Genomic DNA, 15684 nt, shown 5'->3' with positions numbered 1-15684 from the left:
GGTCCGGTGACGATTTCCCGGGCGGTCGCGACCACCGCCGATAACGGTTCGGACGCCAACACCCCGCTCTCCGCCGAGTCCGGGGCGCTGCCGCCTGCCCGCCGGTCGGAGCGTGCGGGCCTGGTCCTGCTGCTGGCCGGTACCGCGGCAGCGTATCTGTGGCACATCACCGTCAACGGCATGGGTAACAGCTTCTATGCGGCGGCCGCCTGGTCCGGGTCGTGGAGCTGGAAAGCGATTCTGTTCGGCTCCCTGGATCCGGCGAACTTCATCACCGTCGACAAACCCCCTGTCTCCCAATGGATCATGGGAATCTCCGGGAAGCTGTTCGGTTTCTCCAGCGCGAGCCTGCTGGTTCCGCAGGCGTTGATGGCCGTCGTCGCGGTCGCGCTGCTGTACGACGCGGTCACCCGCGTGACGCGCAGCCGCGGCGCCGGACTGTTGGCCGGGCTGGTCCTCGCGGTGACTCCCGTTGTGGCGCTGATGTTCCGGTTCGACAACCCGGACGCGGCAATGGTGCTGGCGATGACCGCCGCCGCCTGGTGCACGATCCGGGCCCTGCCGCAAGCGAGCATGCGCTGGCTGGTCTGGGCTGGTGTCGCACTGGGTTTCGCGTTCCTGGCCAAGATGCTCGAGGGCCTCATGGTGCTGCCCGCGCTGGCGTTGACCTATCTGCTGGTCGCACCCACCACCGTGGGCAGGCGAGTGCTGCACTTGAGCGCGGCTGCAGCGGCGCTGATCGTCTCGTCCGGGTGGTATGTGCTGCTGACCATCGTCTGGCCCACGTCCATGCGTCCCTATCTGGCCGGGTCCACGAACAACACCTTCTTGGATCTGGTCTTCGGCTACAACGGATTCGCGCGCTATTCCGGGGACAGCGGCTTCGGCCAGAATCTGTTCTCGGCACCGCCGCCGGGCTACCGGTTGCCGATGTTCAACCTCGGTGGGCAGGACCGCGGCCTGACGCGAATGTTCGGCGGGGAGATCGGTGTGGAGATCTCCTGGCTGCTGCCCGCAGCGCTGGTGGCGTTCGTGCTGGTGCTGATCCTGCGATGGCGCGAACCCCGCACCGATCTGGTGCGCGGGGCGGCACTGCTGTGCGGGCTGTGGCTGCTGATCGATTCCGTGGTGTTCTCCGCCATGCAGACCGGCCTGCACGCCTACTACACCCTCGCTGTGGCACCGGCGATCGCCGGCAGTGTCGCACTCGGCGCACACGAGGCGTGGCGGCGACGCGGGGATGTGTACGGCAAGACCGCGGCCGCGCTGCTGATCGCGGCCGCCGGAATCTGGGCTTTCGTTCTGCTGCACCGTAACCCCGCGTGGCAGCCGTGGCTGCGCTGGACCATCCTCGTGATCACCGTGGTCGCAGTGCTCGCGCTGGTCGCGACGGCGGTCGGGGCGGTCTCCCGGCGGGTGCCCACCCGGGCCACTGCGATGCTGCTGGTGCTCGGCCTCGTGGGCGGGCTCGCGGGATCCGCCGCCTACACCGCCGCGACCCTGCCGCAGGCTCACATCGGCAGCGTGCTGTTCGTGGGCCCGGCCCGCCATGAGTCGAAATCCGGTGCGGCCCAACCATTCCAGAGCCTGATAGGCGTGTTGCTCGGTACCGGCGACTACGACCCGCGCGTGGTCGCCCTGCTGAAAGCCACCGATACCCGCTGGTCCGCCGCGATCGACCGGTCCGGTCCGGCCGCCGAGCTCGAACTGGCCAGCCGCACCCCGGTCATGGCCATCGGCGGCTTCATCGCCCAGGACCCCGTGCCCACCCTGGCCCAATTCCAGGACCTGGTCCGCACCCACCGGATCGGCTACTACCTCGTGCCGGAGATCAAGTTGCCCGACACCTTGCGCACGAGCAAGACACCGGTTCCCGCCGGTCTGCCGCCCTACAGTCCCGAGGCCGGCTGGTGGCACCCGGTCGGCCACACCGACATCTACGACTGGGTGTCGGCCCACTACCCGGTCCGGCACTTCGACGGCCTGGCCGTCTACGACCTCACCGGAGGCGCCACATCGTGACCGGCCGCATCCGGAAGTCCGTTCGCCGCGCGATCCCGGGCGCCGTCGCGGCGCTGCTCGCCGCGGCGGCCACCGCCTGCACCTCCAGCAGCACCGGGACCACCACTGTAGTGGCGTCAGCGCCCGAGGCGGTCGTGCTGGGCGACGGTGTGGTCGGCGCGCTCTACAGTCCGGCCGTCCGGACAGACAAAGCGGCGATCGCCGTCTTCGTGATGCACGCCGAGCAGGACTACTTCCAGTTCTCGGCCTGCACCGAACTGTCGAAGCGGGTATACACCGTCTTGTGCGCCGACGGCTCGGCCGGCAAGAACGGGGCCTCCAACGACCTCGACACCGAAACCTGGATGACCGGCGCCGCCGAAGGCGTCGGCTACCTGCGTGGCCTGCCGACGGTGAAGAAAGTCGTCCTGTTCGGCCACAGCGGAGGCGGCGCGATGATGGCGTCGTACCAGAACATCGCCGAGAACGGCGTACAGGCCTGCAATGGCCCGGAGAAGATCGCGCCGTGCAGCGAGGCTGTGGCACACCTGCCGAAAGCGGACGGAATTCTCCTCGCGGATGCCAACTACGGCATCTCCACGATGACCTTGCTCAGCCTCGACCCTGCCATCACCGACGAAAACGACCCGGCCACACGAGATCCGGCGCTGGACCTGTACGACCCGGCCAACGGATTCACACCCACCGGCTCGCACTACACTCCATCGTTCACCGCCGCGTTCCAGCGCGGGGTGGCCGCCCGGATGAACCGGCTGATCGCCGACGCCCAGACCCGCAAGGCCGAGATCGCCGCGGGCACAGCCCGATTTCCCGACGACGATTCGATGACCGTGCCCGGCGCGAACTACCTCGTTCCGGACAACAGATTCTTCCCCCAGGACCCGTCGTACCTGGCCCACACCACCGACGCCTGGCCGCTGCTGCACGCCGACGGCACCGAGACCACCGAGGTGGTCCACACGGTGCGGCCGCCGAGCAACCTCCAGCCCACGTCCGGCACCTATGCGACGGACGCGCTGAAGACCTCGGTGAAGCGATTCCTGTCCACCTTCGCCATCCGCGTCGGCCCCGACTTCGCCTACCACGCCGACGGTCTCACCGGTGTGGACTGGGCCTCCAGCAACACCACCCCGATCGGCGCCGCCCCCGGGATCACCGTGCCGCTACTCACCATGGGTATGACCGGGCACTGGGAATTCCTCGCGGCCGAGAAGATCTATCAGGTCGCCGGCAGCAAGGACAAGTCCATCGCCTTCGTCGACGGCGCATCCCACATCATCACCCCCTGCCAGGAATGTGCCCAGAAACCCGGACAGTACGGCGACACACTCCGGACCACCTACGACCACATGGACCGATGGCTGGCCAAACCCGGCCGGTTCCTGAACTGAACCACCGCACCGATCCGGATGACCGGCCCTATAACGGTGAAGGGAATGTCCTCCCGCAGTGAACATTTCACGGCGAACTCTGCTGGGCGGCACCGCAGCGGCCGTCACGATCGCCGAGACAGGAGCCACCTGCGCCGTACCCCCGGTGAACCTGCGCGCCGGGGCGGGCAAAGCGGTGATTCCCATCAGCCCGGATCTGCTGCCCATGCAAGGTTTCACCACCGTGCACGACGACCTGTACGTCCGAGTCCTGGTGGTGGACGACGACACGACGCGGATCGCGCTGGTGGTCGCCGACTTCACTTCTCTGCCCGCCGACCTCGTCACGCGCGTCCGCACCGCCGTCGCCGCCGCGACCACGACCACCGACCGGAACGTTCTGGTGCAGGTGACGCACACCTTCTCGACCCCGCACGCGATCACCGTGTCAGGCCTGCCTTCCGCCGAGGCCACGAAATCGGTGACACTGGCGAACCGGGTGACGGCCGCGGCGGCCGCCGCCGCGGACACCGCGGTCACCGCTTTGCGGTCCGCCCGCATCGGTTGCGCCACCGGACATTGCGAAGTGAACGTGAACCGTAATGCCCGCACCGCCGACGGATGGTGGCTCGGGGCCGGGCAGTCGCTTCCGTCGGACAAGACACTGGCCATCGCGCGCATCGACGACACCGCCGGTCACCCGATCGCCGTCCTGATGAACTACGACGTGCAGTCCGCGGTGATGTCAGCGTCGGTGATGAGCGACGGCGGACTCGCGGTGACCGCCGACCTCGCCGGCGCGGCCGTCGACCACGTCGAACGCCAGTACGGCGGCGGCACACTCGGATTCTTCCTCGTCGGCGCCTGCGGCGACCAAGCCCCGGCATACGTGTCGAACCGGTACACGATCGGCCGCGATCTGCGGTGGGCGACGGTCGACTCCCACGAAGCAGGGTGGCTGCTGCTGGCATTGCAGGGTGAACGGCTGGGCAGCGAGGCCGTGCGCGTCACCGAGACCATCGATACCTCCGCGTCCGCGCCAGCACAGTTACTGCTGGTCACCGACTCGCTTTCACTGCCGGGACTGCGGGGCAGCAACCACGTCACCACCCCCGTGCGGACCCTCGACACGACACCGGGCCCGGCACGCGACACCCTGATCCGGGTGCTGTGGATCGGCGCGGGCGCCTTGGCCGGAGTTGCTCCCGAATTGTCCAGCGCCACCGCGATGTTCATCAAGCAGCGGTCACCGTTTCCGATCACCTTCGTGCTGTCGATGCTCGACGGCGGCGACAAGAACATGGCCCGCTCCTGGGATTACGAGCATGCGACCTACGCCGCCCAGGATTCCCCGTACGCCGCGGGCGCCGCCGAGCGGGCCGCCGACAGGATCGTCGCGATGCTGTGGGAGCTGCACCCATAGCTCGGCCTCGGCTGGAATGCCCAGTGACAGTACAGGAACAGGAGCTGCGATGAACAGGCGCCGATTTCTCCTCGGCAGCATCGGCGCGGGAACGGCCGCCGCACTCGCGGCCGCATGCTCGACCGGCACTCCAGCAGGTCGCATCCGCGGAGCGACCGCGATCACCCGAGTGTTCGGTGACGGCCAGAAACTGATCGCCGTCGCCGTCGAGTACGACACCGGCATCGCCACGTCGGCACTGAGCACCTCGGCGTACTCCGTGGCCGGCCGCACCGTCACCAAGGTCTACGCCAACACCGCCACCGCGGTGACCGCCAGCCCAGCCGACGGCCGCTACGTGATCGTGGAGCTGTCCCCGTCGGATCCGGTGGCGCAATTGTGGGGCCTGCCACCGGGTTCCGCGCCACCGAGCACGACCGCACCCCCCTCGCCGTCCGACGGACATGACCCCTATGCCGCCGGACCAGCGCTGGGCTCCGCCTTCCACCTGACCCTCACACCGGCGGCCGCCACCGTCACCCAGACCGGTCCGATCACGACCACCGACAGGCAGAGCTACGCCGCTGGAGCCGCGATCACCACCGGCCACGCCGTAGACCCCCTGGTGGACCTGTTCGAGCAGAAGTCGTTCACCGAACCCACGACCGGCCGGGTCCTGCGATACAACCTGTTCGTCCCCAGAAACTACAACCCGTCACGCCGATACCCGCTGGTGCTTTTCATGCACGACGCCAGCATCGCCGGCGGTGACGTGAAAGGCCCTCTCGTCCAGGGACTCGGCGCCGTGTGCTGGGCCGACCCACAGGATCAGGCCCGGCACGAATGCTTCGTCGTCGCACCGCAATACGACTCCGTCGTGATCAGTGACGACTACCGGCCGTCGCCGCTGTTCGACACGACGATCAGCCTGGTGCACGACCTCCTCGGGCGGTACTCCATCGATCCATCCCGTCTGCACGCGACCGGCCAATCGATGGGCGCGATGATGGCACTGGGAATGAACATCCGCTACCCCGACCTGTTCGCATCCTCCTACATCGTCGCGGGCCAGTGGCCCGCCGACCAAGCCGCGCCGCTGGCGCGAAAACGACTGTGGGTCACCGTATCCCAGGGTGATACGAAGGCTTACCCCGGCGAGAACGAGATCATGGCGGTCGTCGAACAGGCCGGCGCCGAGGTCACGACCGCCGCCTGGGACGGCCGCGCGACTCCGGAACAGGCCGCCATCGATGTTGCCGCGATGGCCTCTCGGGGCGCACCGATCAACTATGTGTCGCTACTTCCCGGCACCGTGCCCGCTGCAGGCGACGGACCCTCACAGCACTTCGGGACCTGGCGAATCGCCTACAGCATCCCCGGCATCCGGGACTGGCTACTGCGGCCTCCCTGATCCGGTCGAGGACCAGCGGCAGTACCACCTCCGGCGTACGCGCGGCACCCGATCGCGGATCGGCTACCGCACCGGGAGTACAGGAAAAGCCTGCCCGGCGACGATGGCACCGTCGCGGTCGCCCGGCACACTGAATCAGGTGGCCCGCGCGCGCAGCTGCCGCCGCGCGAACAGCAGATCTGCCTCGCGGGCCACGCTTCGAAATGCCCCGCCCGATGGCCCCGCGAACCTGCATCGAACATCAATCCCCTCGGAAAGGAAAGCCATTGCCTTCCATAACCAATTCGGTCCGCATGAAGCGGTCCGCGGTGCGGATCGCCGTCGCGGGAGCCCTGGTGACCGCCCCGCTTGCGGTCGTCGCGGCCCCCGCTCTGGCCGCGACCGGTGACAATCCCGCCGGTATCACCGCGATCGACTGGGCCGGCCTCCCCGGCGGCTGGGGACACGAGGTGAACGGCTGGGACCACGATCACGGCCATGACCGTGGGCCTGGTCCGGGACCCTTCCGGCCGCATACCGGCAGTTGGTAGCCGGTAGTTCCTCGGCCGATCTGCGGAACGCGAGGGCGATACTGCCGGAGTCCTCGCGTTCCGCAGATCGCTGCCGATCCTGGACTTCGTGAGCGAAACATGTTCTCGCGCAACACCTGTCGCCCGATTCGAGCATTGGTTCCTGCGACCGGGGCAGTACGAGGAAGCCACGGGCTACTACCGCAGGCGTACCGGGAATGCCTGCCTGGCGACGATGGCAACAGCGCCGATCCCGGGCAGGGTGAACCAGGCGACTACCTCCCGGTGGAACCGATGACGAGGGAGAACACGGTGATCGAGGTCGAGCACCTGAGCAAACGGTACGGCCGCATAACCGCCGTCGACGATCTGACCTTCACGGTGCGCCCGGGACTGGTCACGGGATTCCTCGGCCCCAACGGAGCGGGGAAATCCACGACGATGCGGATGATGCTGGGCCTGGATCGGCCGACCTCCGGTGTGGTGCGGATCAACGGCCGGGCATTCGCACGCAGCACGAAGCCGCTGCACGAGATCGGCGCGCTGCTGGACGTGAATGCCTTCGACAACGGTCGCACGGCACGCAACCACCTCCGGCAACTCGGTGCCACCGTCGGCATCGGGAACCGGCGCGTAGACGAAGTGCTCGAGATCGTCGGCCTCACCGAGGTCGCCGGGCAACGCGCCGGATCGTTCTCACTCGGCATGTGCCAGCGGTTGGGCATCGCCGCCGCGCTGCTGGCCGACCCGGGGATCCTGCTGCTCGACGAGCCGGCCAACCGGCTGGATCTGGACAGCATCCGCTGGCTGCGCTCGTTCCTGCGCGGTCTCGCCGACGAGGGCCGCACAGTGTTCCTGTCGTCGCATCTTATGAGCGAGATGGAGCTGACCGCCGACCATCTCGTGATCGTCGGCCATGGCGGGCTCCTCGCAGATATCGGGATGGCGGAACTCATCGACCGGGTACAGGCCGGACATGTCGAGGTCGTCTCCCCGCAGGCCGAGACCCTCGCGGGCCTGGTAGCGAACGCGGATGTCGCGATCACCCGCGTCGACGAGCAGCGGCTGGAGATCACCGGCCGCTCCGCCACCGAGATCGGCGTGATCGCCTTCGTACACAGCATCGAACTGCACGCCCTGACCGCGGTGCAGCCCTCCCTGGAGACCGCGTATCTGTCGCTGGCCGCCGACGCCACCCGATTCCAGGGCCACCTCACCCACCGGAAGGTCGCGTGATGACCACCGCCGTCGACGACCACCATGGCCGTGGCCACAGCCGGTCACGAACCGCGACAGCCGAGTGGCCCGACGTACGGCCGATCCGACTGTCGCGGGTGCTGCGGTCGGAGTGGATCAAACTCGTCACACTCCGATCGACCTGGTTCATGGTGGCCGCCGTCACGGTCTTCATGATCGGCCTCGGCATCCTCAGCGCCGCGGTGACCGGTCACGGGACCGCGCCGGGACATCCGCCACGCCCGGGGGCCCCGGGCGGATTCTCCGATCCAGTGGGAGTAATCCTCAGCGGGTCCGCTGTCGCGCTGCTGATCGTCGGCGTGATGGGTGTGGCGGTCGGCGCACGGGAACACAGCACCGGCATGATCCGCATCACCCTCGCCGCCGTACCCACCCGGCTGCCGGTGCTGTGGGCCAAGCTCCTCGCCTTCACCGCGATCGTGGCACCTGCCACGACGGTGAGCGTCCTGATCACCTACCCCGCCAGCACCGCGATGCTGCTGCACGACGGTGTCGTCGCGCCGCCACTGACCGACGGCGACGTAGTGCGCGCCTTGCTGGGCACCGCCGTGTATCTGACCGGTGTCGCGGCGATCGGGCTGGCCTTGGGAATGTTGGTGCGCGGACTCGTCATCGGGATCGGCGTGCTGCTCGGCGGTGTCCTCATGCTGCCGCCGATCGCGACCGCGCTACTGCCGGACAGCTGGTCGCTGGTGCTGAAATACCTGCCCTCCAACGCCGGTAGCGCGTTCTCGCATTACACCCGCTCTCCCGAACTGCTCGCCCCGGCCGCGGGCGCCCTCGTATTCGCGGTGTGGGTGGTCCTCGCAGTGAGTAGCTGCGCGTACACGCTGCGCCGGCGGGACGTGTGATCGGCTGCTCCGCACCGCCGGTACCGGCGGTGTGACCGAGGTTCGGATCGAAACAGGCTGGGCGACACAGGCTCGGAGGAAAGGCAGGACATGGCTCTGCGGCACGGGGTACGTCGCCGGATCGCCGCGGCGATCATCGCAGGGATGGCGGTAGCCACCGCCACCGGCGCGGCCGGCGCGGCCACCGATCCCCCGAGCGCAGTCGATGCGGTCTTCCCACAGGCCCGGCCCGCGCCGGACGGCTCGCGCATCGTGGCGGTCACCCCTGTGGACGCCCGCCGGTTCGTCGTCGAGGTCCGGTCTGCGGCGATGGACCGGACCGTCCGGTTGCAGGTGATCCGGCCCGCCGACACCGGCATTCCCGCACCGACGCTGTACCTGCTGGACGGCGCCGAGGACGGCAACACCCCGCACGGCGTCAAGACCTGGGAATCCACCACAGACCTGATCCCGTTCACCGCCGACAAACACCTCAACGTGGTCACCGTGATCGACGGCGCTTACACCTATTACACCGACTGGCTGCACGACGACCCGGTCCTCGGCCGCAATCGGTGGCAGACCTTCCTTACCGAGGAGTTGCCGCCGGTCCTGGACACCGCCTTCGGCGCGACGGGCCGCAATGCGATCGCCGGGCTGTCGATGTCGGCGACTTCGGTGCTGCAACTGGCGGAATCCGCGCCGGGGCTGTACCGCAGCGTCGGATCCTTCAGCGGCTGCAACGATCTCGGCGATCCGGTCTGCGCGGCTGCGGTCCAGGCTGTTCTGGCACTGGGCCGCGGCGATCCGGCGAACATGTGGGGCCCTGTCGGCGGCGCGGACTGGGTTGCCCACAATCCCGCGGCGCCGCAGAATCTGGAGAAGCTGCGTGGCATCGACGTCGTCTTCGCCGCCGGCAACGGTACTCCCGGCAAACACGACACCGCGATCGCCGCCGGTGACCCGCTGCGGCTGGGGCGACAGATCATTCTGGGCGGCGGCCCGGAAGAGGCGCTCATCGCGCAATCCAATCGGCGTGTGCAGCAACGGATGTCGGACCTCGGGATCCCGGCTGCCTTCACGTTCACCCCGGCGGGCACCCACTCGTGGCTGTACTGGCAGGACGACCTGCACGCGGCCTGGCCGAGTTTCGCTGCCGCGCTGGATATTCCGGTCTCCGGACCGCGATGACGCCGACCGTTTTCGAGAGGACCGGCCTGTGAAGACGCCCGTGCGCGTATCCACGACTTCATCCACGATCACCGGTACCACGCCAACGGTCCGGTCGCGAACCTTACGGTGGCAGCCGATCTCGGTCGCGGTCCTGCACACGATGACCGGCGCGCTATACCTGTGGGATCTGAGCGCCTCGGGCTGGGGCAATCAGTTCTATGCCGCGGCGGTCCAGGCCGCGTCGGTGAGCTGGAAGGCGATGCTGTTCGGGTCCAGTGACGCCGCCAACGCGATCACCGTGGACAAGACGCCCGGAGCGTTGTGGGTAATGGATCTGTCGGTCCGGCTGTTCGGCTTCCACTCCTGGAGTGTGCTAGCGCCGCAGGCGCTCGAGGGGGTAGCGGCCGTCGGCGTCCTGTACGTGACCGTGCGACGCACCGCCGGGCATACCGCGGGACTGGTCGCCGGTGCGGTGCTGGCGCTGACTCCGGTGGCCGCGTTGATGTTCCGCTACGACAATCCGGATTCGCTGCTGGCGCTGTTGCTGACCATCGCCGCCTATGGTGTGCTGCGCGCCGTCGAGCAGGACGGCGCCGCATGGTGGCTGCCGGTGGCGGGGGTGGCGGTCGGGTTCGGGTTCCTGGCGAAGATGACCCAGGCGTTTCTGGTGTTACCGGCCTTCGCGTTCGTGTATCTGCTTGCGGCCCAGGGCTCCTGGCGCAAAAAGTTCGCCATCTCGGTCGCCGCGGTGGCCACGCTGGTGCTGTCGGCGGGCTGGTATCCGGTGCTGGTGGCGTGGTGGCCGGCCGGTTCCCGTCCGTACATCGGAGGCTCACAGCACAACAGCGTGCTCGAACTCGCCCTCGGCTACAACGGAGTGGGGCGGCTGACTGGCCACGAGACCGGCGGACTGGGCAACACCAATGCCGAGGCCGGCTGGGACCGGCTGTTCGGTCGCGAGATGGGCGGTGGGATCGCCTGGTTGCTGCCGGCAGCCGTGATCCTGGGCGGGGCCGGATTGTGGGTGCTGCGCCGCGCACCGCGCACGGATACTGTCCGGGCAGGGCTGCTGGTGTGGCTGGGCTGGCTGGTCGTGACCGGGGCGGTGTTCAGCTTCGCCGACGGGATCGTGCACCCTTACTACACCGTCGCACTGGCTCCCGCCATCGCCGGTGCTGTCAGTATCGGGGCATCGCTGATGTGGCAGCGCCGCAACGATATTCGATGCACCGTGCTGCTGACAGGTACAGCTGCGGTGACCACAGCGCTGGCAGTCGTACTGCTACACCGCACACCGTACTGGAATGCCTGGCTGATACCACTGGTGATCGTGACGGGCATCGCCGCGGCGACTGCGGTGCTGTTCACCAGGCGCCGGTCCGACCCGGCGGCGACGGCCACCGCGCTGTCGGCTGTGGTCGTAAGCCTGATCGGCCCAGCCGCCTATTCACTCGCCACCGTGGCCATCCCCCACGGCGGTGCGCTTCCCAGCGCCGGCCCGAGCACCGGCCTTCATTTCCCGACCGGCCTCGGACGGTCCGGCACACCCGAGGGTCCAGCTGGCAATTCCGCTGCGGTACAAAGCGTCACGCCGGAATCGAGATCAGCTTCGGCACAGACGAGTACCGCACACGGCAACGGTCCAGTGCCCGGCGGCCGGATGACAGGCCTGAACGCCTTCGGCCGGCTGATCGAGGGCACGTTCTCCGGAGCGGTGTCACCAGGCCCCGAACTGACGCAGGCTCTGGACACCGATGCTGGTCACTACACTTGGGTGGCCGCCATCATCGGTTCCAACAGCGCCGCCTCCTACCAACTGGCCACCCGACACCCGGTACTCGCGGTCGGCGGTTACAACGGCACCGACCCGGCGCCGACTCTGGCATGGTTCCAAACAGCGGTGGCACAACACAGGATCCACTACTTCCTCGACGAGGGGATGCTGCGCGTCATGAGTGCTGTGGGCAGTGCCGGCAGCGGTCAGGTGACCGCGATCGACGCCTGGGTGCGGGGGAATTTCACCGCCACGACCCTCGACGGCGTCACCGCCTACGACCTGACCGAGGTCCGCTGACGACTGCATGGACCGATCCCGCATTTCGAAAAGGAAATTCGACACTTGTCGATCAACGTATAGATAGCCCCTGTGAGCACATGCCCTCGAAGCCATCCGAAAGCGGGGATCGCCAGGTGAGACCGTCGCACGCAGTGTGCGAGATGACGCCGAAGACGAAACCGATCGTGACGAACCGCGCGCCGCGACCCAATCGAGCACGGGTCGGACAGCCTGTGCTCTGGGCGATCTCGACATCACCGACATCATGAGGCTGGCCCAGCTCGTCGAACGGGTCGATCGGCTCGGCACGTTGCGGGCGGTTGGTTATACCGCCAGTATTTCCCCGACGATGGCGGACTGGCTCCGGATCTTCACCGTCCTCCTCATCGGGACCGCGCTGCTCGCGCGGACGTTGCGTCCGCTCCCATGGCGAACCCCGCTGGGCCGCATGGGTATCGCGGACGAGGGGTCGAAGTGGTGGCGTTCGCGCTGTCGGATCGGGCGAGCTTCCCCCGAGGGAATGGACTTGCTCGTGGACGACCGCACCATGGAGTGGCGGGGCGACGTGTCTCCGCTGCGTCGCGGGCGACTCGGGGGATGCAGCCAGCCACCGCCCGAATCGCATTGCGCAGGCTGGACGAGATTTCAGTTGATCGAGAGGGAGTTCGTGGACGCAGGACTGAACAACAAGGTCGTCATTGTCACCGGGGCGACGGCGAATATCGGCCGGGCCACCGCCCTGGCGTTCGCCAGGGAAGGCGCGCGAGTGGTGCTGGTGGGCCGCGATGAGCAAGCCGGCGCACGGGTTGCCGACCTGGCCCGCGAACAAGGTGCCGACGACGTGTTGTGGTACGCCGCCGATGTGACGGTCGCGGACGAGGTGGGCAGGCTGGTCGACAAGGTGATCGAGCGGTTCGGCCGAATTGATGTGCTGCTCAACAATGTCGGCGGCAATGCGGCGGTGGAGCCGTTCGTGTCCAGCACGCCCGATCAGTGGCGGGCCGATCTGGACATCAACCTGATGAGCACCCTGCTGTGCACGCGCGCGGTCCTGCCGCACATGCTCGGCAGCGGAGGCGGCCGGATTGTGAACATCGGGTCGATGGCCGCGCTGATCGGTGACCCGTTCATGGCGGTGTACTCGGCGGCCAAGGGCGCGGTGCACGCGTTCACCCGGGCGCTGGCACTCGAGGTCGGTAAGAGCGATGTCACCGTGAATGCGATCGCCCCGTACGGGACGGTGCCGGAGGACTTCGCCGCGGAAACCAGTTCGGGCAGCCGATTCCACCCGGGGACAGGGTTGTTCACCGATCCTGCCGCCAGTCGAGCCGATGAACGCGCCCCCTTCCGCCGCACTACCGCCCTGGCTCGCGCGACCGCTCGACCGTCCGAGATCGGCGCCGCCGCTGTCTATCTGGCCTCCGAGCAGGCCGCGTTCGTCACCGGTCAGGTGCTACAGATCGATGGTGGCGTGCTGCTCACCTGATGCGACGTGTTCTACGGCTTCGTCACCACACGCGGCCCGTCATCGGTGGCCCGGGTCCTGCGCACGATCCTCGGGGACCCACTCCGGTGGCCGCTTTTCCATGAAAGCCCGCATGCCTTCGCGGAGTTCGGGTGACTGCTCGAGGGCCAGGAACATGGTCTGGTAGTCGATGAGGCCGTACCGCTCGTTGAGCATGCGCTTGACCTGGGCGCGAGCAGTCGGCGCGGTGTGCAGGATTTCGGTGGCCGCACGGACCGCGGCGTCCCGGAGTTGGTCGTGCGGGACGACCCGGGTGATGACGCCGAGGCGCTGGGCCTCGGCGGCGTCGAACCTGCGGGCCGACAGCAGCAGGTCGCGGGCCACGGCCACGCCGACGTGAGCGGGCAGGACAGCGGCGAAGGTGGCGTCGGGGATCCCCCGCAGCAGTTCGGGAACCCGGAAGGTGGCTCGGTCGCTGGCCACGGCGATGTCGGCCAGCATGGCGATCAACAACCCGCCCGCCTGGCAGATGCCGTTGACGGCGGCCACGACGGGGGCCCGGCTGTCGCGGATGGTGAGGAACGGCAGGACGTCCTGGCCACCGAGATCGGGCGGCAACACGTCGCGCGGGTCGGAGCGACTGCCGAGGTCGCCACCGGGGGCGAACACGTCGCCGGTGCCGGTGATGATCAGGGCCGCCAGATCGGGGTCGGTGTTGACCAGGCGCACGGCCCGCTTGATCCCGAAGTACATCGCGGGGGTGAAGGCGTTCCGCGCCTCCGGCCGGTCGATGAAGCACCAGCCGATGGCCCCGTCGCGCTCGAAGCGCAGCCCGGCCGCTCCCAAATCTTCGCTCATATCTATCCCTCTATCCGTTCGAAATGATCTCGGGTCCACCCACTTCAGCGCGCCGATCCGATCCAGCACATCGAGCACGCGGGCGAGATCGAAGCGGCCGCTACCAGGAAGTCGGCGGTGAAATGTCCTCGCCTATGCCGCCCGCGGCGGGGTGGTTCCGTCCGTTGCCTCAGCGGCGTCGTCGTGACTGCGCAATCAGCCGTTGATGAACACGCTCTCCTGCTGGTCGTGAACACCGGTGAACATCTCGGTCGGCGTGAGCGGCCGAGCCGCGACGGTGGGCATGATCCCTTCGCGGCGAGCGAGATGAGCCATGCTCTCGAGCCGGCCCGAGTAGTCGACCGGTTGGCGCAGCATCCAGGCGATCCCCTCGGCGGCGACGGCCGGCGGCTCCCAGTCGGTGTGGTCGACGTCGGGCATGTTGGCCACGGTGCCTTCGGATGCGACCGGCACATCGATACGGAAGCAGTTCACGGCGATACGCTCGGCAGCAAACTGGCGAGCGAGGTCGACGGTCATCCGCTCGAGACCGATCTTGGCGATGCCGTAAGACATCAGCCCCGGCACCGGCTTGAGCGCCGCCAGCGACGACACGTTGACAATCCGACCCTCGCCGCTCGCACGCAGATGAGAAGCGGCGTGCCGGATGGCTTGCAGCGGGGCGTCGAGATCGATCGCCAGCACCAGGTCGTGACGGCGCAGCGGGATGTCGAGGTCGCCGACGAAGGTCACCGCCGCATTGTTGACCAGTACATCCAGCCGACCGAGTTCGGCGGCGGTCCGCGCGACCATCTCGGCCACCTGGCCACGATCCGCCAGATCGGTCGGCACCGCGATCGCGGTCCCACCGCTCGCACGGATCCGCTCGACCACATCATCGAGCGTGCCAGGCGTGCGCTGCGGCCTTTCCCGCGTCGATCGGCCCGCACACGCCACCGCATAGCCGGCCTCAGCCAGAGCCAGAGCGACCGCCGCACCGACCCCACGGCTGGCGCCTGTGACCAGAGCCACCTTCGACACAGTTTGACTCTCCATAAAAGAGAATCATACTCTCGCATTTGCTCTATAGAGCCTTCATTTCTACGCCCGGCAACGTGCCCCAAAGCCGATCAATCGGGTGGAAACGGCTTTGGGTAGCCGAATCTCGCTTCAATTGTCAAACGTTCTCCACGAAAACCGCTGTTCAGTGCCGGTCCCATCCTTGCAATGCCCCGTCGGGAGACAAACCTGCGACGCCTGCTCTTCACTTCGCCCCAAGCGCGTCAGCGGTGGTGGGTAGCCAGGCACCGCGCTGATCAGTAAATTGCGGAACGCAAAACCCGGAAACGGGA

At 67.9% G+C, this 15684-nt stretch carries 12 protein-coding genes; 10 read left to right on the top strand and 2 right to left on the bottom strand.

Annotated elements, in window-relative coordinates; translation table 11 throughout:
* Nucleotides 1-6 precede the first annotated feature (6 nt).
* The 10 genes from K7711_RS16125 to K7711_RS16080 all read left to right on the top strand — a co-directional run bounded on the left by K7711_RS16125 (nt 7) and on the right by K7711_RS16080 (nt 13516).
* Nucleotides 7-2022, top strand: a complete 2016-nt coding sequence (locus K7711_RS16125; RefSeq protein WP_308014759.1) for an ArnT family glycosyltransferase — start codon at nt 7-9, stop codon at nt 2020-2022.
* Nucleotides 2019-3413, top strand: coding sequence for an alpha/beta fold hydrolase (locus K7711_RS16120; protein ID WP_222970181.1), 1395 nt, complete (start codon nt 2019-2021; stop codon nt 3411-3413). Before K7711_RS16125 ends, K7711_RS16120 begins: the two co-directional genes overlap by 4 nt.
* 58 nt (nt 3414-3471) lie before the next feature.
* On the top strand, nt 3472-4815 hold the full coding sequence (locus tag K7711_RS16115; RefSeq protein ID WP_222970179.1) for a hypothetical protein: 1344 nt from the start codon (nt 3472-3474) through the stop codon (nt 4813-4815).
* 49 nt (nt 4816-4864) lie between these two features.
* The gene (locus K7711_RS16110; protein WP_222970176.1) at nt 4865-6205 is read left to right on the top strand and encodes a hypothetical protein; all 1341 of its coding nucleotides are present in this window, start codon (nt 4865-4867) and stop codon (nt 6203-6205) included.
* Between the two features lie 266 nt (nt 6206-6471).
* Nucleotides 6472-6735, top strand: a complete 264-nt coding sequence (locus tag K7711_RS16105) for a hypothetical protein (RefSeq protein WP_222970174.1) — start codon at nt 6472-6474, stop codon at nt 6733-6735.
* A gap of 291 nt (nt 6736-7026) precedes the next feature.
* Nucleotides 7027-7950: an ABC transporter ATP-binding protein gene (locus K7711_RS16100; RefSeq protein ID WP_222970379.1), complete on the top strand. Its 924-nt coding sequence runs from the start codon at nt 7027-7029 to the stop codon at nt 7948-7950.
* Entirely contained in the window at nt 7950-8822 is an 873-nt protein-coding gene (locus tag K7711_RS16095; RefSeq protein ID WP_222970172.1) for an ABC transporter permease, read from the top strand. The genes K7711_RS16100 and K7711_RS16095 overlap by 1 nt, the downstream gene beginning before the upstream one ends.
* A 90-nt stretch (nt 8823-8912) precedes the next feature.
* Nucleotides 8913-9992: an alpha/beta hydrolase gene (locus tag K7711_RS16090; RefSeq protein ID WP_222970170.1), complete on the top strand. Its 1080-nt coding sequence runs from the start codon at nt 8913-8915 to the stop codon at nt 9990-9992.
* A 142-nt stretch (nt 9993-10134) separates the two neighbouring features.
* On the top strand, nt 10135-12048 hold the full coding sequence (locus K7711_RS16085; protein WP_222970168.1) for a glycosyltransferase family 39 protein: 1914 nt from the start codon (nt 10135-10137) through the stop codon (nt 12046-12048).
* A gap of 247 nt (nt 12049-12295) precedes the next feature.
* Nucleotides 12296-13516 (top strand): SDR family NAD(P)-dependent oxidoreductase, encoded by a 1221-nt coding sequence (locus tag K7711_RS16080; protein ID WP_235747219.1) that lies wholly within the window; start codon nt 12296-12298, stop codon nt 13514-13516.
* A gap of 39 nt (nt 13517-13555) precedes the next feature.
* Here K7711_RS16080 and K7711_RS16075 read toward each other — a convergent pair whose 3' ends face one another.
* On the bottom strand, nt 13556-14353 hold the full coding sequence (locus K7711_RS16075) for an enoyl-CoA hydratase/isomerase family protein (RefSeq protein ID WP_222970166.1): 798 nt from the start codon (nt 14351-14353) through the stop codon (nt 13556-13558).
* A gap of 195 nt (nt 14354-14548) precedes the next feature.
* On the bottom strand, nt 14549-15388 hold the full coding sequence (locus tag K7711_RS16070; protein WP_222970164.1) for an SDR family NAD(P)-dependent oxidoreductase: 840 nt from the start codon (nt 15386-15388) through the stop codon (nt 14549-14551).
* Nucleotides 15389-15684: the final 296 nt, after the last annotated feature.

The sequence above is a fragment of the Nocardia coffeae genome, from assembly GCF_019890715.1.
GTDB lineage: Bacteria > Actinomycetota > Actinomycetes > Mycobacteriales > Mycobacteriaceae > Nocardia > Nocardia jiangxiensis.
Note: the sequence above shows the minus strand (reverse complement) of the source record. Positions and strands in the feature narration are given on the sequence as shown.

Bases quoted from the DNA above. Each gene is read 5' to 3' on its own strand.
- K7711_RS16110 (WP_222970176.1), top strand. From the start codon at position 4,865: ATGAACAGGCGCCGATTTCTCCTCGGCAGCATCGGCGCGGGAACGGCC.
- K7711_RS16095 (WP_222970172.1), top strand. From the start codon at position 7,950: ATGACCACCGCCGTCGACGACCACCATGGCCGTGGCCACAGCCGGTCA.
- K7711_RS16090 (WP_222970170.1), top strand. From the start codon at position 8,913: ATGGCTCTGCGGCACGGGGTACGTCGCCGGATCGCCGCGGCGATCATC.
- K7711_RS16085 (WP_222970168.1), top strand. From the start codon at position 10,135: ATGACCGGCGCGCTATACCTGTGGGATCTGAGCGCCTCGGGCTGGGGC.
- K7711_RS16080 (WP_235747219.1), top strand. From the start codon at position 12,296: ATGAGGCTGGCCCAGCTCGTCGAACGGGTCGATCGGCTCGGCACGTTG.
- K7711_RS16075 (WP_222970166.1), bottom strand. From the start codon at position 14,353: ATGAGCGAAGATTTGGGAGCGGCCGGGCTGCGCTTCGAGCGCGACGGG.
- K7711_RS16070 (WP_222970164.1), bottom strand. From the start codon at position 15,388: ATGGAGAGTCAAACTGTGTCGAAGGTGGCTCTGGTCACAGGCGCCAGC.